Consider the following 20,793-nt stretch of genomic DNA (forward strand, 5'->3'; position numbering starts at 1 on the left):
ACAGCGCCGTCTTGCCATGGCGCCGACACTGCGTTCGAGGTTGATGGCGCGGCGTCCACCCGCTAAGCGGCGGCTATGGGATTTCTCGCATCGACCTTCACCTGGTGGAACGGCGCCACGCTCGGCACCAAATTCGGGCTTCGCGGCAAGACGCGGATGGGCGAGGACGCGCTCGGCAACGTCTATTATGAAGGCGGCAAGGATACCGCGGGCAATCCGCGTCGCTGGGTGATCTATCAGGGTGCAACCGACGCCAGCCGGGTACCGCCCGCCTGGTTCAGCTGGCTGCACCATCAGGTCGCCGACGTGCCCGATCGTGCCCTGCCGCCGGTTCGCCCCTGGCAGAAGCCCGCCCTGCCGAATCTGACGGGTACTGCACTCGCCTATCGCCCGACGGGCGCGATGGAAAAGGGTGGTCAGCGCGCCGCGGCGACCGGCGATTACGAAGCGTGGGTGCCTGAGTGATGCAGCGCCGGATCGCTGCGGCGATCCTGGTCGTGGTTCTCGCGCTCGGTGGCTGGTTCGGCTATCGCGCCTGGACGAACCGCAAGGCCGATACGACCGTCGTGGTCCAGCAGGATCTGCCGGGCGGCGATCAGGCCGGTGACGGGTCGGTCGAGACGATCGACACGGGCGGCGCGGCGCTCGCCAATGGCGGGACGCCGATGGCAGAGCGCGTCGCGGTGATCGGCCTGCTCAACAAGCGGAACGGCGTGACGCGCGACGTCATGCTGAAGCCAGGACAGGCAACCCGGATGGGCGATGTCGTCCTCCGCCTGCGCGCCTGCGAACAGACCGCCCCCTGGGAACCCGAACAGCTGACGGGGGCCTTTGTCCAGGTGATCGTCCGCGGCGTCGACAAGAAATGGCGGCGGACATTTTCGGGCTGGTTGTACAAGGAGCGCCCCGCGCTGAACGCGGTGCAGCATCCGATCTACGACGTCTGGACCAAAAGCTGCGCGATGACCTTCCCCGCGACCGGGCCGGATACGGCATCGTCCGGCGCACCCGCGGCAGCGCGGTCGAGTGCGAAGAAATCCCCGGTGGCGACCAATGATGCAGCCGCACCGGACGAGCCGGTCGAGCCGACCACCCCATCGAGCGCCGCGGCGAGCAACGCGATATAATCGGCACGCTCGATCTCGATCGCGCCGAGCGATTCGAGATGCGAGGTCTGGAACTGGCAATCGAGTAGGTCGAAGCCGCCGGCCTTCAGCCGCGCGACGAGATGCGCCAGCGCGACCTTCGACGCGTCGGTCGCGCGGCTGACCATGCTTTCGCCAAAAAAGGCCCGCCCGAGCGCCAGCCCGTATAGCCCGCCGACGAGCCGGTCGCCGTCCCAGCATTCGACCGAATGCGCAAAGCCCATCAGACGCAGTGTGTGGAAGACCCGCTCGATCCCCGCATTGATCCACGTCTCGGGCCGGCCCTCGACGCTTTCGGCGCAGAGCGCGAGGATCTGGCCGAACGCAGTGTCGACGGTGACGCGGAAGCGGTCCGCGACGATGGTCTTGCGCAGCGAGCGCGAGAGACGGAACCCGTCGAGCGGCAGGACCGCGCGCTGGCGCGGCTCGACCCAGTAGACGTCGATCGCGTCGCGGCTGTCGGCCATCGGGAAGACGCCGGCCGCATAGCCGCCAAGCACGAGGCGCGGATCGAGAATGTCCATCGGTCGCGCCTTAGCCCGCTGCCGACCCCGCCGCCAGCCGGTGTTCGATCGTCCGCCACAGCTGATCGAACGCCGCCGCGGCGGTCGAGCGTGGCGCGAAGGCCCCGACCGCCGCGCGTTGTACGGTCATCGCCTCGATCACGCTGCTCATCGGAATGACCGGCCAGTCGGGGTTGGCGGCCAGCGCGTCGGCATGCAGGCGCCGCCGGCGATCGACCATCGCGTGGACGGGCAGCACGGGCACCTTGCCGCCGAGATGGCGGATCACCTCCTCATAGGCGCGTTGCGACAGCGGCGAGGGGATGACGGGGACGACGATCAGATCGGCGGCGCGCATCACCTGATCGGCGGTTTCGGTAAGACCCGGCGGGCAGTCGAGCAGGACGCGATCATAATCGGTCAGCGCGCCGATCAGCTTGCCGAGCCTCTTTTTCTTGTCGAGCGTGTGAAACAGCTGGTCGAGACCGCGGAGCGAGGCGTCGGCGGTGATCAAGTCGAGCTTCGCGACCGGCGTCGGCTGAGCGCGTTTGGCGACGCTGATATCGCGGGAGAACATCGCCTGGGCCTGATCCCGCCCTGCGGTACCGTGCAGCAGGAAACTGCTCGCGGCCTGCGGATCGAGGTCCCAGAGAATCGTGCGGCGGGCCGACCGGGTTGCCGAACACCAGGCGAGATTGACCGCCAGCGTCGTCTTACCGACGCCGCCCTTCAGGCTGTAGATCGCGATGGTTGCCATGCCGGCCAGCGTGCCGGTGCGCGCCGCCGATGGCAAGGCATCGCGGCAAAACTACGCCCCGGGCGACGCTGGCGGTCGTCCGGGGCGCGGGATCATCCGGCCGTAGCCGGCTGAAGGATCACGTGTGGCAGGTCTGGCCGGGCTTGCCGGGCTGGGTCAGCTCGATCGACTTCTCGGTGCCCGTCATCGACCAGCCGCCGTCGGCGACCAGTGGCTCACCCTCGGCAGGCGCCTTGAGCGTCGTGGCCGGACCGCCTTCCTTGAGACGAACCACGGCCTGCTTGCCCCCCTGGAAGAAGGTGACATAGGCCAGGCTGTTGTCCTTGCAGCGCATCGTCTGCTCCGACTTGATCGACGGCGGCAGCTCGACCGGCGCCGCATTGGCGAGCTGGTTCGCCATCGGATCGGGATTGCTGTCGACCACCTCGGGTGCAGCCGGTTTGGAGTTGCAGGCAGCCAGCGCGAGCAGCGCAGCCACGGCGGTGAGGGGGAGCGTCTTCTTCATATCGTCGGGGCTTCGCGCATGCAGCAAATCGCGTCAAGCCGTAGCGGCCGCGATGCGCGCGCGGCGGGACGGGTCATCCCCGGGATGCGCCGCTTCGTCGCATTGGCGATGGCGTCCGGCAGTGTTGGGCCACCACATTCGACCGGTAGCGGCGGGGGAATAAAGGCACCGGGGTCGTCCGATGTCACGCATCTGCCACTATATTTCACGGAACCGTTGTAAGAGGACGTTGCATGCCGGGCCAAATTCCTGCCGCCGAGCGCCTGTCGGCGATATCGACGCTCATCACCCAGGCGCTCTGCCTGGCCGACGAGGGGGGCGAATTGCTGCTCGGCGCCAAATTGTCCGACGCACTGGATTGCGTCCAGGCCCGCATCGAAACGGTGAGGAGCGACGCGGCGTGAAAGGGGCGGCCTGACGGGGCTTGGTGCGCCGGCTTGTCCGGTGGAAAGTTTTAGCGCGCTTGTGGCGGACCGGGAGTGGCGCCATCTACAGGCGATGCAGATGAGATCCGATACGCTGACCGCCCCCGATACGCTTGCCCTGATCGGGAATACGCCGCTGGTGCGACTGAAGGGCCCGAGCGACGCGACGGGGTGCGATATCTTCGGCAAGTGCGAATTCACCAATCCGGGCGCGTCGATCAAGGATCGCGCCGCGCTGTTCATCGTCGAGGACGCCGAGGCGCGCGGCCTGCTCCAGCCGGGCGGGACGATCGTCGAGGGGACCGCGGGCAATACCGGGATCGGGCTGGCGCTGGTTGCCAATGCCAAGGGCTACAAGACGATCATCGTGATGCCCGAAACGCAGAGCCGCGAGAAGATGGACACGTTGCGCGCGCTGGGTGCCGAACTCGTGCTGGTGCCCGCCGCCGCCTTTTCCAACCCGTGCCATTTCGTGCACACGTCGCGGCGCATCGCCGAGGAGACGCCGGGCGCGATCTGGGCGAACCAGTTCGACAACACCGCCAATCGCCACGCGCACATCATCGGCACCGCCGAAGAGCTGTGGCGGCAGATGGAGGAGCGGATCGACGGCTTCACCTGCGCGGCGGGGACGGGCGGGACGATCGCCGGCGTCGGCCTGGGTCTGAAGGCCAAGGACGAGGCGATCTGCATCGCGCTGACCGATCCGCATGGTGCTGCGCTCTATAACTATTACGCGCATGGCGAGCTGAAGTCCGAAGGGTCCTCGGTTGCGGAAGGCATCGGGCAGGGGCGGATCACCGCCAATCTCGATGGCGCGCCGATCGACACGCAGTTCCGGATCTCGGACGCGGAAGGCTATGCCTGGACCCGGCAGTTGCTCGACGAGGAGGGGCTGTGCCTCGGCCTGTCGTCGGGGATCAACGTCGCGGGCGCGGTCGCGCTGGCGCGGCAGCTCGGGCCGGGCAAGCGGATCGCGACGATCCTGTGCGATACGGGGTTCCGCTACCTCTCGACGCTGTACAATCCCGAGTGGCGCGCGGCCAAGGGCTTGGTGTGAGCGAGGGCGGCGGCGCGCCGCGGGATGGTGAAATTCGACAAGTGCGCGATGATCGGGTAGATGCGCGCGACAAGATGCAGACGCAACGCGCACCTTCGCAAACCATGCAGCGGATCAAGGTCGGCATGATCGGGCTTGCCGCAGTGGTGATCTTCATCGGGCTCGCCAGTGCGATTATCGGGTCGGCGACGCGCGAACGACCCGTGGTCGCCGCCGGCTCTGCGCAGGCCGATGTCGTCGCGAACATGGCCGTGTCGAATACGACCGCTGCCGCCGACGGCGCCGACGAACCGCTGGCGGAAATGGGCCTGGCGCCCAGCGTCAATGTACAGGCACCCGCTACTCCGAACTGATCCGGGCTTCCCGCCGCTGCCGCGCCGGGGAAATCACGGGACCACGCTGACGTGCAGCGCGTCCGCATGCCAGGCGCGACTCGACCTTGCTGTGGATCAATGTGCGCGCCGCGTCGTCCCGGCAGGGCACATGGTCCCGGATCAAGGGCAATACAGCGCTTGATTCCCGGAAATCCCCAAATATCCCGTTGCGTCCCCGTTCCGCTGTGATAGACGGAGATTAACACAGGGGCACGTTCACCGTTCGCGATTGCGCGGCCGGGCCGCGGCGAAGGCTGCGGTTCGAGGCGGGAAGACGTGCGCGCCATTCGCGGGATATTGGCGTGTCGGAAAGAGGGCGATATCAAGGAGATGGCATCGGCCTTGTCGACGACAAGGGTCGGGTAGCCATCCCTTCCGCCCTTCGGACGATCTTGTCGGCAAATGCCCCCAAGGCGAACGGCAAGGACGGCGGAACCATCATCATCGGCGCACACCAGAAGAACCGCTGCCTGGTCGCCTATGATCCGGGTTATGTCGCGCTGCTCGCCGAAAAGCTCGACCGCCGCGAGGCCGAGAATACCCGTGAAGACGGCGAATATGACTATAATATCAAGCGTCGCGCGGCGTCGGGCGAGGCCGTGCCGTTCGATGGCTCGGGGCGCTTCATCATGCCCGCCTTCCCGCGCTTCTATGCCGGGATCAAGGGGCACGCATTCTTCTACGGTGTCCTCGACTATATCGAGATCTGGGACCCCGCCGCGCTGGTCGCGACCGACGACATGCCCCCCGTCGTCAAGGAAATGGCGCGCTTCTACATGGCCGAAAAGGGGATTTCGCTGTGAGCGAGACGATCCCCGCCGCCCCGCACATTCCGGTCCTGCTCGACGAGGTGATCGCCGCGCTGGCCCCCGCGCCCGGCGAGACGATCGTCGACGGGACGTTCGGTGCGGGCGGCTATACGCGTGCGCTGCTGTCGCGCGGCGCCTGCGTCATCGCCTTCGATCGTGACCCCGATGCGATCGCGGCCGGACAGGACTGGGCCGATGGCGAGGAGCGGCTGACGCTGGTCGCCGCCGACTTTTCCGCGATGGTCGCCGAACTCGAGGCACGCGACGCGTTGCCCGTCGACGGCATCACGCTCGACATCGGCGTCTCGTCGATGCAGCTCGACCAGGCCGAGCGCGGCTTTTCGTTCCAGTCGGACGGACCGCTCGACATGCGGATGGCGCAGGCCGGCATGACCGCCGCCGATTTCGTCAACGAGGCCGACGAGGACGAGATCGCCGACGTCCTCTATCATTTTGGCGACGAGCCCAAGTCGCGTCGCGTCGCGCGGGCGATCGTTGCCGCACGACCGATGACGCGTACCGGCGAGCTCGCGCATGTCGTCCGTCGCGCGCTGGGGTATAAGGCGCACGACAAGAAGGACCCCGCGACGCGCGCGTTCCAGGCGATCCGGATCCATATCAACCGCGAACTCGGCGAGCTCGCCGATGGCCTGCTGGCGGCCGAGCGTGCGCTCAAGCCCGGCGGACGGCTCGCCATCGTGACCTTCCACAGCCTGGAGGATCGCATGGTGAAACGGTTCCTGCGCACGCGGTCGGGCAGTGCGCCTTCAGGTTCCCGTCATCTTCCACAGGCAAAAACCGTGGTAGAACCGAGTTTTACCGATGTCGGCCGCCCCGTGCGCGCCGGCGAGGACGAGCTGGCGCGCAATCCGCGAGCACGCTCTGCGACTTTACGAACGGCGCGGCGGACCTCCGCGCAACCTTGGACGGAAGAGGTGACGACATGACGGCGGCGTATCGGTTGAAGGGTGTGGGCTGGTTCGGTGGCTGCGTTGCCGTCGTGCTCGGCTTTTACCTCGTTTCGCTGCAGGTGGCCGCCGAGCGCAAGAAGCTTGAGACCGTCAACGGCCAGATCCGGTCGGCCGAACGCGATATCCGCGCGCTCGAGACCGAGTTCGACACGCGTGCGAACCTCGCACAGCTCGAGCGCTGGAACGGCGATACGCTGGCGCTGTCCGCGCCGACTGCGGGGCAGTTCGTCGCAAGCGAATCGGCCCTCGCCAGCCTCGACGTGAATCAGATCGGCGGGCCCGCGGGCGCCGCCGTCCAGACCGCGCAGCTGCTCGTGCCGTCGCTGCCGGTTGCTGCCGCCGCCGCGGCACCGCAGGCGGTCGACGTCGCCGTGCAGGCCGTCGCTGCCGCAGCGCCGCTCAAGCCCGTCACCGTCCGCGCCACCGTCCAGACCGCCCGGGCCACCGACACGGCGATCGTCCGCGCAGCCGCCCCCGAGCGCCTCGCCGCGGTCGCCAAGGTCCGTCCGCAGGCAGTCGCGATGCTCGACCGCAAGCTGCTGTCCGACAACACGCTGGGTTCGATCCTGAGCGGCGCGCGGGCCGAGGCAGGGCGTCTGCGTTGACCACCCTCGTCGCCCGGCCGGTTTCCGAGCGGCGTACCGCAACGCAGCGCCACGCGCTGGTCGCGACCGCGCACACGCGCCTGATGATGTTGATGTTCCTGTTCGGGGCCGCGGTGCTGGTCGTGATCGGCCGGCTCGGCGTGCTCGCGATCCAGTCGTCGCTGAGCGATCCCGGCGCCCGCGCCGCGGCGATCGCGGCGCGCGGCGATATCGTCGATCGCAACGGCGCGCCGCTGGCCAGGACGATCGACGCTTGGACGATCGCGGTGCATCCCAAGAAGATGATCGGCGATCCGACCGAGATCGCCGCGCGGCTGGCGGCGCTGATGCCAGATCGCGGCAACCAGGCCTTCTTCTACGGTCTGCTGACCAAGGATGTGAATTTCAGCTACCTGCAACGCCGCGCGTCGCCCGCTCTGGTCGAGCAGGTCAACGCGATCGGCGAACCTGCGATCGTGTTCGCGCGCGAGACGCAGCGTCTGTATCCGCAATCGACCATGGCGGCGCATGCGCTGGGGTTCCTGTCGACCGACGGCCACGGCATGTCGGGGATGGAGCGCGTGCTCGACGAGCGGCTGACCAACCCCGCGCTGAACGGCGCGCCGGTCGCGCTGTCGATCGACACGCGCGTCCAGGCGGCGATGGAAAGCGAACTTGCGCGTGCGGTCGCGTCGTTCCAAGCCAAGAGCGCGGCGGGCATCGTCCTCGACGTCGACACCGGCGAAGTGATCGCGATGACGTCGATGCCGGTCTTTAACCCCAACCGGGTCGGCATGGCGGGCACCGAGCAACTGCGCAACATGGGCACGCAGAGCGTGTACGAGCTGGGGTCGGTGTTCAAGCCGATCGCGATGGCGGCGGCGATCGATTCGGGCACCGTCACCTCGATGGCGCGGCGCTTCGACGCGACCGTCCCGCTGCGCGTCGGCGGCTACACGATCCACGACGATCCGGGCGATGAAGAGAAGCGCTGGCTGAACATTCCCGAGACGCTGATCTATTCGTCGAACATCGCGACCGCGCGGATCGCCGATCAGATCGGTGCGGCCGGGATGCAGAACATGTTCCGAAAGTTGGGCTTCGACACCAAGCCCGATATCGAACTGCGCGAGAAGGGCCGGCCGATCTGGCCGACCTTCTGGGCCCGCACGACCTTGATGACGTCGGCCTATGGGCACGGGATCGCGGTAACGCCGCTGCACCTCGCCAACGCCTATGCGACACTGGTGAATGGCGGCATCTGGCGCCCGACGACGCTGCTGAAGATCGATCCGGCGCATATTCCCGCCGGGCGACGCGTGATCAGCACGACGACGAGCGCCCGGATGCGGCAGCTGCTCCGGCTGGTCGTGCAATATGGCACGGGCCGCAAGGGCGAGGCGCCCGGCTACCGCGTCGGCGGCAAGACCGGTACGGCCGAGATCGCGCAGGCGGGGGGCTATAACAAGCACACCAACGTCTCGACCTTTGCCGCCGCGTTTCCGATGGACGCGCCGCGCTACGTCGTTGTGGTTACCCTTGATTCCGCAAAGGGTAATAAGGAATCCTATGGCTTCACCACCGCAGCTTGGACCGCGGCGCCGGTGGTATCGCGCGTGATCAGCCGGACCGGATCGATGCTCGGCGTCATTCCTGACGCGAACCGCGACATTGACGAAAGCGACTTGTTGCCGCTGTTGTGGCATGCGCCGGGCACGCCGGCCTTTGGCGCAAAGCCGACGTCCGGTGCGGAATGAGGGGCGATACATGAGGATCGGTGCATGAAACTGGCAACGCTGATCGGTAAGGGCCCCGTCAGCGATGGCGGGGCATCAGTGCACGGATCTGCACCGCGCGAGGCGTATGACGGCAACGTCACGGGCTTCGCGATCGACCATCGCAAGGTCGCACCGGGGACGATCTTCGGGGCGTTCGAGGGCGCCCGCGTCAATGGCGAGGACTATATCGCCGACGCGATCCGCGCGGGCGCGATCGGCATCGTCGCGCGGCCGGGCCTCGCGGTCGAGGGTGCAGCGTACATCGCCGACGAGACCCCACGCGAACGGTTCGCGCAGCTTGCGGCGGCGTTCTTTGCACCCTTTCCCGCGACGACGGTCGCGATTACGGGCACCAACGGCAAGACGAGCTGTGTCGAGATGACCCGCCAATTGTGGCGGATGGCCGGCCATCACGCCGCATCGATCGGGACGCTGGGCGTCACGACCGCCGACGAGCGCGTCACCACCGGCCTCACGACGCCAGACGTCGTCACCTTCCTGTCGAATGTCGCCGGGCTCGAGCGCGAGGGCGTGACGCATCTCGCCTTCGAGGCGTCGAGCCACGGGCTGACCCAGTATCGCACCGAGGGACTGCCCGTATCGGCGGCCGCCTTCACCAATCTCAGCCGTGATCATCTCGATTATCACGGCGACATGGCGGCCTATTTCACCGCCAAGATCCGGCTGTTTTCGGAAGTACTGCGCCCGGATGGGGCGGCGGTGGTGTGGGCCGACGATCCGCAGGCGGCGCGCGTCATCGACCTTGCGCGGGAGCGGGGTAACCGGCTCGTGACCGTCGGCACGCGCGGCGATACGCTGCGGCTGGTCGATCGCGATCCGACATTGCTGGGGCAGGGGCTGACGATCGAGGCGGGGGGCCAGACCTACCGCGTGACGCTGCCGCTGATCGGCGGATATCAGGCCGCCAATGCGCTGGTGTCGGCGGGGCTGGTGATCGCGACCGGGGGCGATATCGCGGTGACCATCGCCAATCTGGCACGGTTGCAGCCCGTGCGCGGGCGGCTCGAGCGTGCGGTGATCGCGCGCTCGGGCGCGCCGGTCTATGTCGATTATGCGCATACCCCCGACGCGCTGGAGGCGGCGATCGCCGCGCTCAAGCCGCATGCGGGCGGCCGGCTGATCGTCGTGTTCGGCGCGGGCGGCGACCGCGATACCGGCAAGCGCGAGACGATGGGGCAGGTCGCGATGCACTACGCCGACCGCGTGATCGTCACCGACGACAATCCGCGCACCGAAGATCCCGCCGCGATCCGCCGCGACGTGCTGAAGGGCGCGCCCGGCGCGATCGAGATCGGCGACCGGCGCGCGGCGATCCAGGCGGCGATCGACGAGGCGGGCAGCGACGACATCGTGCTGATCGCCGGCAAGGGCCACGAACAGGGCCAGATCGTCGGCGACATGGTGCTGCCGTTCGACGACGTCGGCGTCGCGCGCGAGTGTGCGGCATGAACGGTGCGGTGCCCCTGTGGACGTCTGCCGAGATTGCTGCGGCGACCGGCGGGATCGCGTCGGCCGAATTTGCCGTGACGGGCGTCGCGTTTGACTCGCGCGAGGTCGGTCCGGGCGACCTGTTCGTCGCGATGAAGGGCGAGGCGAGCGACGGCCATCTGTATCTCGACCAGGCGTTCGCGCAGGGCGCCGCTGGGGCGATCGTCTCCGAACCCTGCGCGCATCCGCATGTGCTGGTCGCCGACAGCTTCACCGCGTTGCAGATGCTCGGGCGCGCAAGCCGGGTGCGCAGCGGCGCGACGATCATCGGCGTCACCGGATCGGTCGGCAAGACGAGCGCGAAGGAGGCGCTGTTCGCGGCGCTCGATCGCGGCGCGCCGGGGGCGGTGCATCGTTCGGTCAAGAGCTACAACAACCATACCGGCGTCCCGTTGAGCCTCGCGCGGATGCCGCGCGACGCGCGTTTCGGCGTCTTCGAGATGGGGATGAACCATGCGGGTGAGCTGGCCGAGCTGACGCAGATCGTCCGTCCGCATATCGCCGTGGTGACCGCGATCGCGCCGGCGCATACCGAATTCTTCCGCGACGAAAGCGCGATCGCCGACGCCAAGGGCGAGATCTTCGCCGGGCTCGAGCCGGACGGCGTTGCGATCATCCCCTTCGACAGCCCGCATCGCGACCGGCTGACCGCGGCGGCGGCGCCGCATGCGGCGCGGATCGTGACCTTCGGCATCGCGAAGGGTGCCGATGTCCGCGCGATCGAGACGGTTCGGCTGGCGACCGGCGCGACGTTCGTCACGGTCCAGCAGGACGGCCGTGAGCTGAGCTTCACGATGGCGCAGCCGGGGATGCACTGGGTTTCGAACGCGCTGGCGGTGGTCGCGTGCGTCGAGGCGGCGGGCGCGGATCTCGGGCTGGCGGGACTGGCGCTCGCCGAACTCGGCGGGCTGCAGGGACGCGGTGCGCGGTTCATGACGCCGCTCGCGGACGGGCAGGCGCTCGTGATCGACGAAAGCTATAATGCGAACCCCGCGTCGATGCGTGCGACGCTGGCCGTGCTGGCCAAGGAGCCGGGGCGGCATGTCGCGCTGCTCGGCGAGATGCGCGAGCTGGGCGAGGCGTCGGCCGACTATCATGCCGGGCTTGCCGAGCCGATCCTCGCGGCAAACGTCGAAATGGCGCTGCTGGTCGGTGAAGCGATGGCGCCGCTTGCGCAAGCGCTTGAGGGTAAAGTCGAAACCGTCCATGTGGGCGACGCTGCGGCCGCGCTGACGTCGTTACGGACGATCCTGGCGCCGGGCGATGCGGTTCTCATCAAGGGATCGAACGGTGTAGGGCTCGCGCGGGTCGTGACGAGTCTCGGGGGCGGGAAGACGTAAATGCTGTACTGGATCGCCGCACATCTGGGTTTCCCGGGAATATTGAACCTGCTCCGCTATCAGTCGACGCGGACGGGCGGGGCGGTCGCGACTGCGCTGATCATCGGCCTGATCATCGGGCCGCGCTTCATCGGCTGGCTGCGCGTACGTCAGGGCAAGGGCCAGCCGATCCGCGCCGACGGCCCGCAGACGCATCTCGCCAAGCGCGGCACGCCGACGATGGGTGGGCTGATGATCCTGACCAGCATGACGCTGGCGATCCTGCTCTGGATGGACCTCAGCAACCCCTATGTCTGGTCGTGCCTGTTCGTGACGCTGGGCTTCGGCACGATCGGGTTCATGGATGACTATGACAAGGTGCGGAAGGCGAGCACCGCGGGCATTTCGGGACGCACACGGCTGCTGCTCGAATTCGCGATTGCCGGGATCGCCGCGACGATCATCATGTCGCAGAATGGGCCGCATCTCTACCTGCCGTTTACGTCGCGCATGTATATCGATCTCGGCTGGTTCTTCCCCGTCTTCGCCGCCTTCACCATCGTGTCATTCGGCAACGCCGTGAACCTGACGGACGGGCTCGACGGGCTGGCGACGATGCCGGTGATCATCGCGAGCGTCGCGTTCATGGTGATCGTTTATCTCGCGGGCAATGTGAAGTTCGCCGACTATCTCGGCATCCCGCACGTGCCCGGCGCGGGCGAGCTCGCCATCTTCTGCGGCGCGGTCGTCGGGGGCGGTCTGGCGTTCCTGTGGTTCAACGCGCCGCCCGCGGCGGTGTTCATGGGCGACACCGGCAGCCTCGCGCTCGGCGGCGCGCTCGGCACCATCGCCGTCGTCGCGCATCACGAGATCGTGCTCGGGATCATCGGCGGGCTGTTCGTCGCCGAGGCGATGAGCGTGATCATCCAGGTGTTCTTCTACAAGCGGACCGGCAAGCGGGTGTTCCGGATGGCGCCGATCCACCATCATTTCGAACAGCTCGGCTGGAGCGAGCCGACCGTCGTGATCCGCTTCTGGATCATCGCGCTGGTCCTGGCGCTGGTCGGCCTGTCGACGTTGAAGCTGCGGTGATCGTCGCTGAGGCCTGGCGCGGAAAACGCTTTGCGGTGCTGGGGCTGGCGCGATCGGGTGCGGCGACCGTCCAGGCGCTAGTCACTGGCGGCGCGGGCGTGGTCGCGTGGGACGACGACGAAACGAAGCGCGCGGCTCTGGCCGAGAGCATTCAAGACCTGTCGGTCACCCTCGATGACGTCGATCTTCGGTTTGATCCGTTGGACGATCTGGCGGGGTTCGACGCACTGATCGTGTCGCCAGGGGTGCCGCTCAACACGCATCCGCTCGCCGCGGCCGCGCGTGCGGCGGGCGTTCCCGTCATCGGCGACATCGAGCTCTTTGCGCAAGCCCGCGCCGACCTGCCGCCGCACAAGGTCGTCGGGATCACGGGCACGAACGGCAAGTCGACCACCACCGCGCTCGTGCATCATATCCTGCGGACCGCGGGCGTGCCGACGCTGATGGGCGGCAATATCGGGCTGCCGATTCTGGGGCAGGATCCGCTGCCCGAGGGCGGCGTCTATGTGCTCGAGCTGTCGAGCTATCAGATCGACCTGACACAGACGCTCGACTGCGACGTCGCGGTGCTGCTCAACATCACCCCCGACCATCTCGATCGCTATGACGGCTTTGCCGGCTATGCGGCGTCGAAGGCGCGGCTGTTCGCGATGCAGACGGCGCCGCATCTCGCGATCGTCGACCACGGCGTAGAGGCGGAGCATCGTCTTCTGGGTGATGCGCCCGCTGACCTTCCGGTCGAGTTCATCGACCATATCGACATCGGCGACCAGGCCGGCTGGCCGTCGCTGCAGGGGCCGCACAATGCGCTGAACGCGCGTGCCGCTGTGGGGGTCGCGCGCGCGCTCGGTTTGAGCGAGGTCGATATCGATCGCAGCCTGGTCAGCTTTACCGGCCTGCCGCATCGCATGCAGCAGATCGCCTCCTATGACGGCGTCGCTTATGTCGACGACAGCAAGGCGACCAATCCAGAGAGCGCGGCGCCCGCGCTGGCGGCGTTCGAGCGGGTCCACTGGATCGTCGGCGGGCGCGCCAAGGGGGATGACCTCGATGCGTGCAGGCCCGGCTTTGGCCATGTCGTTCACGCCTATACGATCGGCGAGGCCGGGCCGCGGTTCGCCGAGATCCTGGCCGGGTCGATGCCGGTCGACCATGTCGGCACGCTCGACGCGGCCGTCCGCCGCGCGGCGGCCAATGCCCGGCCCGGCGACACGATCCTGTTGTCGCCCGCCTGTGCGAGCTTCGACCAGTTCGCCGATTACGAAGCGCGCGGCGCGGCCTTCCGCGCTGCGGTCGAGTCGCTGGCATGAGCGATATGCGGACACCGATGATGAGCGCAGGGCAGAAGACCGGGATCGTCGCGAAGATGAAGCGGCGCGGCGGGCGTGGCGATCAGTCGCCGCTTGGCACGTGGTTCTGGGATATCGACCGGATGCTGCTGCTGCTGACGTTGTTCCTGATCGCGATCGGGCTGATCGCGGTGGCCGCGGCGTCGCCGGCGACCGCGGTGCGCTATTCGGGCGAGCATCACAAGCTGACGCCGCTCTATTATTTCTGGCGTCAGCTGATGTGGGTCGGCGTCTCGATGCCGGTGCTGTTCGGGGTGTCGATGATGCCCGTCGCGATGGCCCGGCGCATGGCGCTGACCGCGGCGGCGGTGCTGCTGCTGATCCTGGCGGTGACGCCGTTCGTCGGATCCGAGGTCAACGGTGCGCGCCGCTGGATTGGCTATGGCTTCGCGCAGTTCCAGCCGTCCGAGTTCCTGAAGCCGGTCTTCATCGTCACCGTCGCCTGGCTCCTGTCGCTGCGCGCGAAGGATCCCGAACTGCCGACCGTTCTCATCACAGGTGGGCTGACCGGCACGATCGCAGTCATGCTGATGCTGCAACCCGATTTCGGCCAGACGATCATCTACTGCACCGTGTGGATGGCGTTGCTGATGATCGCGGGAACGCCGATGCGCGTGATGGCAGGCCTCGTCGGCTGCGTGCCGGTCGGGTTGGTCGCTGCCTATATGTTCTACGGCACGGCGCGGTCGCGGATCGACGCGTTCCTGTTCCCGGGAATCGAGGGTGAGGGCGCATCGGATCACTTCCAGACCAATGCCGCGCACAACACGCTGACCGCGGGCGGCTGGACCGGCACGGGGCCCGGCGGCGGCATCGCCAAGTTCGGGCTGCCCGAGGCGCATACCGATTACATCTTCTCGGTGATCGGCGAGGAATTCGGGCTGATCGCCTGTTCGGTGATCGCGGTGATCTTCCTTGCGATCGTCGTGCGCGTGTTCGTCAAGCTGCTGGACGAACAGGATGAATTCAAGCTGCTGGCCTCGGCGGGGCTGGCGACGCAGTTCGGCGCACAGGCACTGGTCAGCATGGCGGTGAACACCGGCCTCGCACCGTCAAAGGGCATGACGCTGCCGTTCATCAGCTATGGCGGGTCGTCGATGATCGCCTTGTCGGTCGGCATGGGGTTGCTGCTGGCGTTTACCCGGCGCAATCCGTTTCTCACGCGGAGCCCCTATGTCGTCCGCTGGAGTGGTGAATGACTGTGAATCAACGTCCCCGGCATTTCGTGCTCGCGGCAGGCGGGACCGGCGGTCACATGGTGCCGGCGGCGGCGCTTGCCGCTGAGCTGACGAGGCGTGGCCACCGCGTCGCGCTGGTCAGCGACGAGCGCGGCGTGCGCTTCCCTGGATTGTTCGAGGGAATCCAGACGCATGTCCTTCCCGCCGGGCGCTTCACCGGCGGACCGCTGGGCTGGGCCAAGGCGACGCGATCGATGTGGCGCGGGCGGATGATGGCGCGCGAACTCTATCGCACGTTTAAGCCGGCGGCGGTGATCGGCTTTGGCGGCTATCCCGCGCTGCCCGCGCTGCTGGCGGCGTTTGCGAATCGGATCCCGACCGCGGTGCACGAGCAGAATGCGGTGCTGGGGCGGGTGAACCGGCTCGTGGCGCGCCGCGTCGACGCGATTGCAACCTCGTCCGAACCGACCGAACGGCTCGCGTCCGGGCTCCTTGCCAAGACGCATCTCGTCGGCAATCCGGTCCGCGAGGCGGTGCTCGCACTGCGCGCAAGGCCCTATCCGCTGCTTGAAGAGGACGGCATCTTCCGCGTGCTCGTGACCGGTGGCAGCCAGGGCGCGAGCATCCTGTCTCAGGTCGTCCCCGATGGGCTGGCGATGCTGCCGGTGACGTTCCGGCGGCGGCTGCAGGTCACGCACCAGGCGCGGATCGAGGATATCGATGCGGTGCGCGCGCAATATGCCGAGCACCACATCCCGGCCGAACTCGCCACCTATCTGCCCGACATGCCCGAACAGCTCGCCTGGGCGCATCTGGTGATCGCGCGCGCGGGCGCCTCGACGATCGCGGAGCTGACCGCGGCGGGGCGGCCGGCGATCCTGGTGCCGCTGCCGGGCGCGACCGACGATCACCAGACGGTCAACGCGCGCGAGATCACCCGCGCCGGCGGCGCGCGGACGATCCGGCAGGGCGATTTCACCGCGGTCGAACTCGCCAAGCAGATGCAGAAGCTCGGGCTCGACCCGGCCGCATTGCAGAATGCCGCGGGACGCGCGCGCAGTTGCGGCAGGCCCAATGCCGCGAGCGATCTGGCCGACCTTGTCGAAAGCCTCGATGCGCCGGTGTCGCGACTGCCGGTCGGGCGCCCATCCAAGCCAAAGGTACAATTTGCATGAAGGGTGTAGCGACCGATATCGGCACGATCCATTTCGTCGGCATCGGCGGGATCGGCATGTCGGGCATCGCCGAGGTGATGAAGAATCTCGGCTACCGTGTGCAGGGGTCTGACGTGGCCGAGGGCTATGTCGTGCAGGGCCTGCGCGACAAGGGCATTCCGGTCGCGATCGGCCATGCCGCGGAGAATATTGGTGACGCTGCGGTCGTGGTCGTCTCGACTGCAATCGTTCGCTCGAATCCCGAGGTCGAGGCGGCGCTCAACGCGCGCGTGCCCGTGGTGCGGCGCGCGGAGATGCTGGCCGAACTGATGCGGCTGAAGTCGACCGTCGCGGTTGCAGGCACGCACGGCAAGACGACGACGACGTCGATGGTCGCCGCGCTGCTCGATGCGGGCGGTGTCGACCCGACCGTGATCAATGGCGGGATCATCAACTCCTACGGATCGAATGCGCGATTGGGCGCGAGCGACTGGATGGTGGTCGAGGCGGACGAGAGCGACGGCAGCTTCCTGCGATTGGACGGGACGATCGCGGTCGTCACCAACATCGATCCCGAGCATCTCGATCATTATGGATCGTTCGACGCGGTGAAGGATGCGTTCGTCGAGTTCGTCGAGAACGTGCCCTTTTACGGCGCGGCGTTGCTGTGCCTCGATCATCCCGAGGTGCAGGGGATCTTGCCGCGCGTGCGCGATCGGCGGATCGTGACCTATGGCTTCTCGGCGCAGGCGGATGTCCGCGGTGTCGAGGTTACGCCGATCCCGGGCGGCAATCGCTTCGATTGCGTGGTGCGGACGCGTGATGGCGCGACGCGGACGATTGCGGGAATCGAGATGCCGATGCCCGGGCGGCACAATGTCCAGAACGCGCTGGCCGCGATCGGCGTCGCGCTCGAGCTGGGGATCGAGGATGCGACGATCCAGCAGGGCTTTGCCAAGTTCGGCGGCGTGAAGCGGCGCTTCACCAAGGTGGGCGAGGTTCCGGTCGAGGGTGGCGGCGTGGCGATCATCGACGATTACGGGCATCACCCGGTCGAGATCCGTGCGGTGCTGGCCGCCGCGCGCGAGGGCGCGAAGGGGCGCGTGATCGCGGTGGTGCAGCCGCATCGCTATTCGCGGCTCGGCAATCTGATGGAAGATTTCCAGACCGCATTCAACGACGCGGATCGGGTGCTGGTGACGCCGGTCTATGCGGCGGGCGAGGCACCGGTCGAGGGCGTCGACGCGGCGGCTCTGGTCGAGGGACTGAAGCGGCGCGGCCACCGGTTTGCAGGCGTGGTCGCGGATGCGGATGCGCTGGCGGCCGAGCTGGCGGCGACGATCGAGGCGGATGACATGGTCGTCTGCCTTGGTGCGGGTGACATTACCAAGTGGGCGGCCGGGCTCGCCGATGCGATCGCGGTCGAGCGCGCGAAGGTGCCGGCGTGAGCTCTGCAACCCCTTGTGTCCCCGCGAAGGCGGCGACCCGGACTGGGCTCCCGCCTTCGCGGGAGACCATCAGGGGGAGCGTGGAGGCCGGGGGTTCGCTCGCGAACTTCATCTGGTTTCGGACCGGCGGGCCTGCCGAGTGGCTGGTGCGACCTGCGGATGTCGAGGATCTGGCCGGGTTGTTGAAGACTCTCGATCCGTCGACGCCGGTCCTGCCGGTCGGCGTCGGCTCCAACCTGATCGTCCGCGACGGGGGTGTGCCGGGGGTCGTGGTGCGGCTGCCCAAGGCAATGGCGAAGGTGTCGGTCCAGGACGGTCGCGTTCGCGCAGGGGCGGGGGCGATGGGGATTACCGTCGCCAGCGCGGCGCGTGATGCGGGGATCGCCGGGCTGGAGTTCCTGCGCGGGATTCCGGGGACGGTGGGCGGTGCGGTGCGGATGAACGCGGGTGCCTACGGGCGCGACGTCAGCGATATCCTGATCGAGGCGACCGTCGTCACGCGCGACGGCGCGGTCGAGACATGGCCGGCGGCGCGGTTCGGCTATGTGTATCGGCATTCCGACCTGCCGGCGGGGGCGGTCGTGGTCGAGGCCGTGTTCTCGGGCACGCCCGGCAAGCCGGCGGTCATCGGAGCCGAGATGGACCGGATCGCCGCGGAGCGCGAGGCGTCGCAGCCGCTGCGGTCGCGCACCGGCGGATCGACCTTCAAGAATCCCGAGGGTCACAAGGCCTGGGCGCTGATCGACGCCGCCGGGTGCCGCGGGCTGACTCGCGGCGACGCACAGGTCAGCGATAAGCATTGCAATTTCCTGCTGAACCTCGGGTCCGCGTCGAGCGCGGAGATCGAGTCGCTGGGTGAAGAGGTACGGACCAAGGTGAAGGCGCATTCTGGGGTGACGTTGGAATGGGAAATCCAGCGGGTCGGGGTGGCGAAATGAGCGGTCCTCTTCACATCGCCGTGCTGATGGGCGGCTGGTCGGCGGAGCGTGAGGTCTCGCTGATGTCGGGCAATGGCTGCGCCGATGCGCTCGAATCGCTTGGCCACCGCGTCACGCGGATCGACATGGGGCGCGACGTCGCCGCCCGGCTCGCGGAAGCCAGTCCCGATCTCGTGTTCAACGCGCTGCACGGGACCCCCGGCGAGGATGGCTCGGTGCAGGGGCTGCTCGATCTGATGGGTCTGCGCTATACGCATTCGGGGCTTGCGACCTCGGTGATCGCGATCGACAAGGTGCTGACCAAGCTGCTGCTCGTCCCGGCCGGTGTGCCGATGCCGGGCGGGCGGATCGTCCGCTCGGTCGACCTGTTCGAGGGGGATCCGATGGCACGTCCCTATGTGCTCAAGCCCGTCAACGAGGGGTCGTCGGTCGGCGTGGCGATCGTCACCGACAGCGGCAATTACGGCAATCCGATCGCACGCGACGCGGTCGGGCCGTGGATCGACTTCGACGAGCTGCTTGCCGAGCCGTATATCCGCGGTCGCGAGCTGACGACCGCGGTGCTCGGCGGTCGCGCGCTCGGCGTCACCGAACTCAAGCCCAAGAGCGGCTGGTATGATTACGACGCGAAATATACCGACGGAATGACCGAGCATGTCTGCCCGGCGGACATTCCCGACGAGATCGCCGACGCCTGCAAGAGCCTCGCGCTCGAGGCGCACCGGCTGCTCGGCTGCAACGGCGCATCGCGATCCGACTTCCGCTGGGACGACGAGCGCGGGGTCGACGGGCTGTTCCTGCTCGAGGTCAACACGCAGCCGGGCATGACCCCGCTCAGCCTCGTGCCTGAACAGGCGCGGCATATCGGCATGAGCTATGCCGAGCTCGTCCAGGCGATCGTCGACGAGGCGCTGTCGGATCACCCGCTCGCGCCGGGCGGGGCGCCATGAGCCGGACGATCAAGCGCGGCCCGCCACCCAAGCGGCCCGCCCCGCGGCGCAAGGTCGCGGTCAAGAAGGTGTCGGTGCTCGACCGGCTGGTCGGGATGCTCCCGGTCAGCGAGGAGACGCTGAAGAAGATCGCGACCTGGTCGATCCTCGGCGCGGGCGGCGCGGTCGTGATCGCGGCGGCGACCTGGATCGGCATCCCCGGCATGATCGGCGGCGCGATGGCCGAAGGCGCCGGGCGCGCGGGGTTCAAGGTCGACCAGATCGAGGTCACCGGCCTGAAGCGGATGGACCGGATGTCGGTCTATGCGGTCGCGCTCGATCAGCAGAGCCGCGCGATGCCGCTCGTCGATCTCGAGGCGGTGCGCCAGAAATTGCTGCGCTATGGCTGGATCGCGGACGCGCATGTGTCGCGGCGGCTGCCCGATACTTTGCTGGTCGACATCGTCGAGCGGACCCCCGCGGCGGTGTGGCAGGACAATGGCAATCTGACGCTGATCGATGCGTCGGGCGTGCTGCTCGAACCGGTGCAGCCCGATGCGATCCCGAACCTGCCGCTGGTGATCGGGCCCGGCGCGGACCGGCAGGAAGCGTCCTACCAGGCGCTGCTCGCCGCCGCCCCCGCGCTCAAGCCGCGCGTGAAGGCGGCGACCTGGGTCGGCAACCGGCGCTGGGACCTGACCTTCGAGAGCGGCGAGACGCTGGCATTGCCCGAGGACGGGGCGCCGCGGGCGCTGGTGAAGTTTGCCGAGCTCGATGGCGCACGGCCGCTGCTCGGCCGCGGCTGGATCCGCTTCGACATGCGCGATCCGACCAAGCTGGTCGCGCGCAAGCCGGGCGCGAGCCTGGCGCACAGCGTCGACGTGCCCGCGCCGGTATCCAGCGAGCCACAGACGACTATACCGTCGCAGACGGCGGACGCGAACGTAACGGGCGGGGAGGGATGAC

21 protein-coding genes and 1 pseudogene are annotated in these 20,793 nt (G+C 67.9%); 19 read left to right on the plus strand and 3 right to left on the minus strand.

Annotated elements, in window-relative coordinates; all coding sequences use genetic code 11:
- The first annotated feature begins 75 nt into the window (after nucleotides 1-75).
- Together ASE89_RS17215 and ASE89_RS21635 are read left to right on the plus strand one after the other, a co-directional pair.
- The gene (locus ASE89_RS17215; RefSeq protein WP_031395586.1) at nucleotides 76-465 is read left to right on the plus strand and encodes an NADH:ubiquinone oxidoreductase subunit NDUFA12; all 390 of its coding nucleotides are present in this window, start codon (nucleotides 76-78) and stop codon (nucleotides 463-465) included.
- A gap of 263 nt (nucleotides 466-728) precedes the next feature.
- A pseudogene (locus ASE89_RS21635) lies at nucleotides 729-899 on the plus strand (DUF2155 domain-containing protein); the annotation flags it as partial.
- Nucleotides 900-934: 35 nt separating this feature from the next.
- Here the strand turns inward: ASE89_RS21635 and aat are convergent.
- The 3 genes from aat to ASE89_RS17230 form a co-directional block, all read right to left on the minus strand.
- Nucleotides 935-1,669 (minus strand): leucyl/phenylalanyl-tRNA--protein transferase, encoded by a 735-nt coding sequence (gene aat, locus ASE89_RS17220; protein ID WP_056680169.1) that lies wholly within the window; start codon nucleotides 1,667-1,669, stop codon nucleotides 935-937.
- Nucleotides 1,670-1,679: 10 nt separating this feature from the next.
- Nucleotides 1,680-2,405: a ParA family protein gene (locus tag ASE89_RS17225; RefSeq protein ID WP_031440793.1), complete on the minus strand. Its 726-nt coding sequence runs from the start codon at nucleotides 2,403-2,405 to the stop codon at nucleotides 1,680-1,682.
- 118 nt (nucleotides 2,406-2,523) lie between these two features.
- On the minus strand, nucleotides 2,524-2,910 hold the full coding sequence (locus ASE89_RS17230; RefSeq protein ID WP_031395590.1) for a hypothetical protein: 387 nt from the start codon (nucleotides 2,908-2,910) through the stop codon (nucleotides 2,524-2,526).
- 233 nt (nucleotides 2,911-3,143) lie between these two features.
- On the opposite strand from ASE89_RS17230, the gene ASE89_RS20605 reads away from it, so the two are divergent.
- From ASE89_RS20605 to ASE89_RS17310, 17 genes are all read left to right on the plus strand, one after another.
- On the plus strand, nucleotides 3,144-3,314 hold the full coding sequence (locus ASE89_RS20605; protein WP_156363533.1) for a hypothetical protein: 171 nt from the start codon (nucleotides 3,144-3,146) through the stop codon (nucleotides 3,312-3,314).
- Nucleotides 3,315-3,414: 100 nt separating this feature from the next.
- On the plus strand, nucleotides 3,415-4,395 hold the full coding sequence (locus tag ASE89_RS17235; RefSeq protein WP_056680852.1) for a cysteine synthase A: 981 nt from the start codon (nucleotides 3,415-3,417) through the stop codon (nucleotides 4,393-4,395).
- Complete coding sequence (locus tag ASE89_RS17240) at nucleotides 4,392-4,748, plus strand: hypothetical protein (RefSeq protein ID WP_236701849.1); 357 nt, start codon at nucleotides 4,392-4,394, stop codon at nucleotides 4,746-4,748. Before ASE89_RS17235 ends, ASE89_RS17240 begins: the two co-directional genes overlap by 4 nt.
- Before the next feature lie 413 nt (nucleotides 4,749-5,161).
- Entirely contained in the window at nucleotides 5,162-5,572 is a 411-nt protein-coding gene (locus ASE89_RS17245; protein ID WP_320481608.1) for an MraZ C-terminal domain-containing protein, read from the plus strand.
- The gene (rsmH, locus tag ASE89_RS17250) at nucleotides 5,569-6,525 is read left to right on the plus strand and encodes a 16S rRNA (cytosine(1402)-N(4))-methyltransferase RsmH (RefSeq protein WP_031440796.1); all 957 of its coding nucleotides are present in this window, start codon (nucleotides 5,569-5,571) and stop codon (nucleotides 6,523-6,525) included. The genes ASE89_RS17245 and rsmH overlap by 4 nt, the downstream gene beginning before the upstream one ends.
- Nucleotides 6,522-7,154, plus strand: coding sequence for a hypothetical protein (locus tag ASE89_RS17255; RefSeq protein ID WP_056405388.1), 633 nt, complete (start codon nucleotides 6,522-6,524; stop codon nucleotides 7,152-7,154). Before rsmH ends, ASE89_RS17255 begins: the two co-directional genes overlap by 4 nt.
- Entirely contained in the window at nucleotides 7,151-8,890 is a 1,740-nt protein-coding gene (locus ASE89_RS17260; RefSeq protein ID WP_037528403.1) for a peptidoglycan D,D-transpeptidase FtsI family protein, read from the plus strand. The genes ASE89_RS17255 and ASE89_RS17260 overlap by 4 nt, the downstream gene beginning before the upstream one ends.
- 24 nt (nucleotides 8,891-8,914) lie before the next feature.
- Nucleotides 8,915-10,381 (plus strand): UDP-N-acetylmuramoyl-L-alanyl-D-glutamate--2,6-diaminopimelate ligase, encoded by a 1,467-nt coding sequence (locus ASE89_RS17265; RefSeq protein ID WP_082451661.1) that lies wholly within the window; start codon nucleotides 8,915-8,917, stop codon nucleotides 10,379-10,381.
- Between the two features lie 8 nt (nucleotides 10,382-10,389).
- Entirely contained in the window at nucleotides 10,390-11,760 is a 1,371-nt protein-coding gene (locus ASE89_RS17270) for a UDP-N-acetylmuramoyl-tripeptide--D-alanyl-D-alanine ligase (RefSeq protein WP_443024356.1), read from the plus strand.
- On the plus strand, nucleotides 11,761-12,831 hold the full coding sequence (gene mraY, locus ASE89_RS17275) for a phospho-N-acetylmuramoyl-pentapeptide-transferase (RefSeq protein ID WP_031395401.1): 1,071 nt from the start codon (nucleotides 11,761-11,763) through the stop codon (nucleotides 12,829-12,831).
- Nucleotides 12,828-14,141 carry a UDP-N-acetylmuramoyl-L-alanine--D-glutamate ligase gene (gene murD / locus ASE89_RS17280; protein WP_056680177.1) on the plus strand — a complete coding sequence of 438 codons (1,314 nt, stop codon included), beginning with the start codon at nucleotides 12,828-12,830 and terminating at the stop codon, nucleotides 14,139-14,141. The genes mraY and murD overlap by 4 nt, the downstream gene beginning before the upstream one ends.
- 5 nt (nucleotides 14,142-14,146) lie before the next feature.
- The gene (locus tag ASE89_RS17285; protein WP_234387761.1) at nucleotides 14,147-15,379 is read left to right on the plus strand and encodes an FtsW/RodA/SpoVE family cell cycle protein; all 1,233 of its coding nucleotides are present in this window, start codon (nucleotides 14,147-14,149) and stop codon (nucleotides 15,377-15,379) included.
- Complete coding sequence (murG, locus tag ASE89_RS17290; RefSeq protein ID WP_031395403.1) at nucleotides 15,376-16,533, plus strand: undecaprenyldiphospho-muramoylpentapeptide beta-N-acetylglucosaminyltransferase; 1,158 nt, start codon at nucleotides 15,376-15,378, stop codon at nucleotides 16,531-16,533. The genes ASE89_RS17285 and murG overlap by 4 nt, the downstream gene beginning before the upstream one ends.
- A complete protein-coding gene (murC, locus tag ASE89_RS17295) occupies nucleotides 16,530-17,960 on the plus strand; it encodes a UDP-N-acetylmuramate--L-alanine ligase (RefSeq protein ID WP_056680180.1) in 1,431 nt (476 codons plus the stop codon). Before murG ends, murC begins: the two co-directional genes overlap by 4 nt.
- Before the next feature lie 80 nt (nucleotides 17,961-18,040).
- Nucleotides 18,041-18,898 carry a UDP-N-acetylmuramate dehydrogenase gene (gene murB, locus ASE89_RS17300; protein ID WP_236701850.1) on the plus strand — a complete coding sequence of 286 codons (858 nt, stop codon included), beginning with the start codon at nucleotides 18,041-18,043 and terminating at the stop codon, nucleotides 18,896-18,898.
- Nucleotides 18,895-19,848 (plus strand): D-alanine--D-alanine ligase, encoded by a 954-nt coding sequence (locus tag ASE89_RS17305; protein WP_056680182.1) that lies wholly within the window; start codon nucleotides 18,895-18,897, stop codon nucleotides 19,846-19,848. Before murB ends, ASE89_RS17305 begins: the two co-directional genes overlap by 4 nt.
- Nucleotides 19,845-20,792: a cell division protein FtsQ/DivIB gene (locus ASE89_RS17310; protein ID WP_056405396.1), complete on the plus strand. Its 948-nt coding sequence runs from the start codon at nucleotides 19,845-19,847 to the stop codon at nucleotides 20,790-20,792. Before ASE89_RS17305 ends, ASE89_RS17310 begins: the two co-directional genes overlap by 4 nt.
- The last annotated feature ends 1 nt before the right edge of the window (nucleotide 20,793 follow it).

Source organism: Sphingomonas sp. Leaf30, from assembly GCF_001422525.1.
Taxonomy (GTDB): Bacteria; Pseudomonadota; Alphaproteobacteria; order Sphingomonadales; family Sphingomonadaceae; genus Sphingomonas; species Sphingomonas aerolata.

Bases quoted from the DNA above. Each gene is read 5' to 3' on its own strand.
- murC (WP_056680180.1), top strand. From the start codon at position 16,530: ATGAAGGGTGTAGCGACCGATATCGGCACGATCCATTTCGTCGGCATC.
- ASE89_RS17305 (WP_056680182.1), top strand. From the start codon at position 18,895: ATGAGCGGTCCTCTTCACATCGCCGTGCTGATGGGCGGCTGGTCGGCG.
- mraY (WP_031395401.1), top strand. From the start codon at position 11,761: ATGCTGTACTGGATCGCCGCACATCTGGGTTTCCCGGGAATATTGAAC.
- ASE89_RS17255 (WP_056405388.1), top strand. From the start codon at position 6,522: ATGACGGCGGCGTATCGGTTGAAGGGTGTGGGCTGGTTCGGTGGCTGC.
- ASE89_RS17215 (WP_031395586.1), top strand. From the start codon at position 76: ATGGGATTTCTCGCATCGACCTTCACCTGGTGGAACGGCGCCACGCTC.
- aat (WP_056680169.1), bottom strand. From the start codon at position 1,669: ATGGACATTCTCGATCCGCGCCTCGTGCTTGGCGGCTATGCGGCCGGC.
- murG (WP_031395403.1), top strand. From the start codon at position 15,376: ATGACTGTGAATCAACGTCCCCGGCATTTCGTGCTCGCGGCAGGCGGG.
- ASE89_RS20605 (WP_156363533.1), top strand. From the start codon at position 3,144: ATGCCGGGCCAAATTCCTGCCGCCGAGCGCCTGTCGGCGATATCGACG.
- ASE89_RS17310 (WP_056405396.1), top strand. From the start codon at position 19,845: ATGAGCCGGACGATCAAGCGCGGCCCGCCACCCAAGCGGCCCGCCCCG.
- ASE89_RS17235 (WP_056680852.1), top strand. From the start codon at position 3,415: ATGAGATCCGATACGCTGACCGCCCCCGATACGCTTGCCCTGATCGGG.
- ASE89_RS17230 (WP_031395590.1), bottom strand. From the start codon at position 2,910: ATGAAGAAGACGCTCCCCCTCACCGCCGTGGCTGCGCTGCTCGCGCTG.
- ASE89_RS17265 (WP_082451661.1), top strand. From the start codon at position 8,915: ATGAAACTGGCAACGCTGATCGGTAAGGGCCCCGTCAGCGATGGCGGG.
- ASE89_RS17225 (WP_031440793.1), bottom strand. From the start codon at position 2,405: ATGGCAACCATCGCGATCTACAGCCTGAAGGGCGGCGTCGGTAAGACG.
- ASE89_RS17285 (WP_234387761.1), top strand. From the start codon at position 14,147: ATGCGGACACCGATGATGAGCGCAGGGCAGAAGACCGGGATCGTCGCG.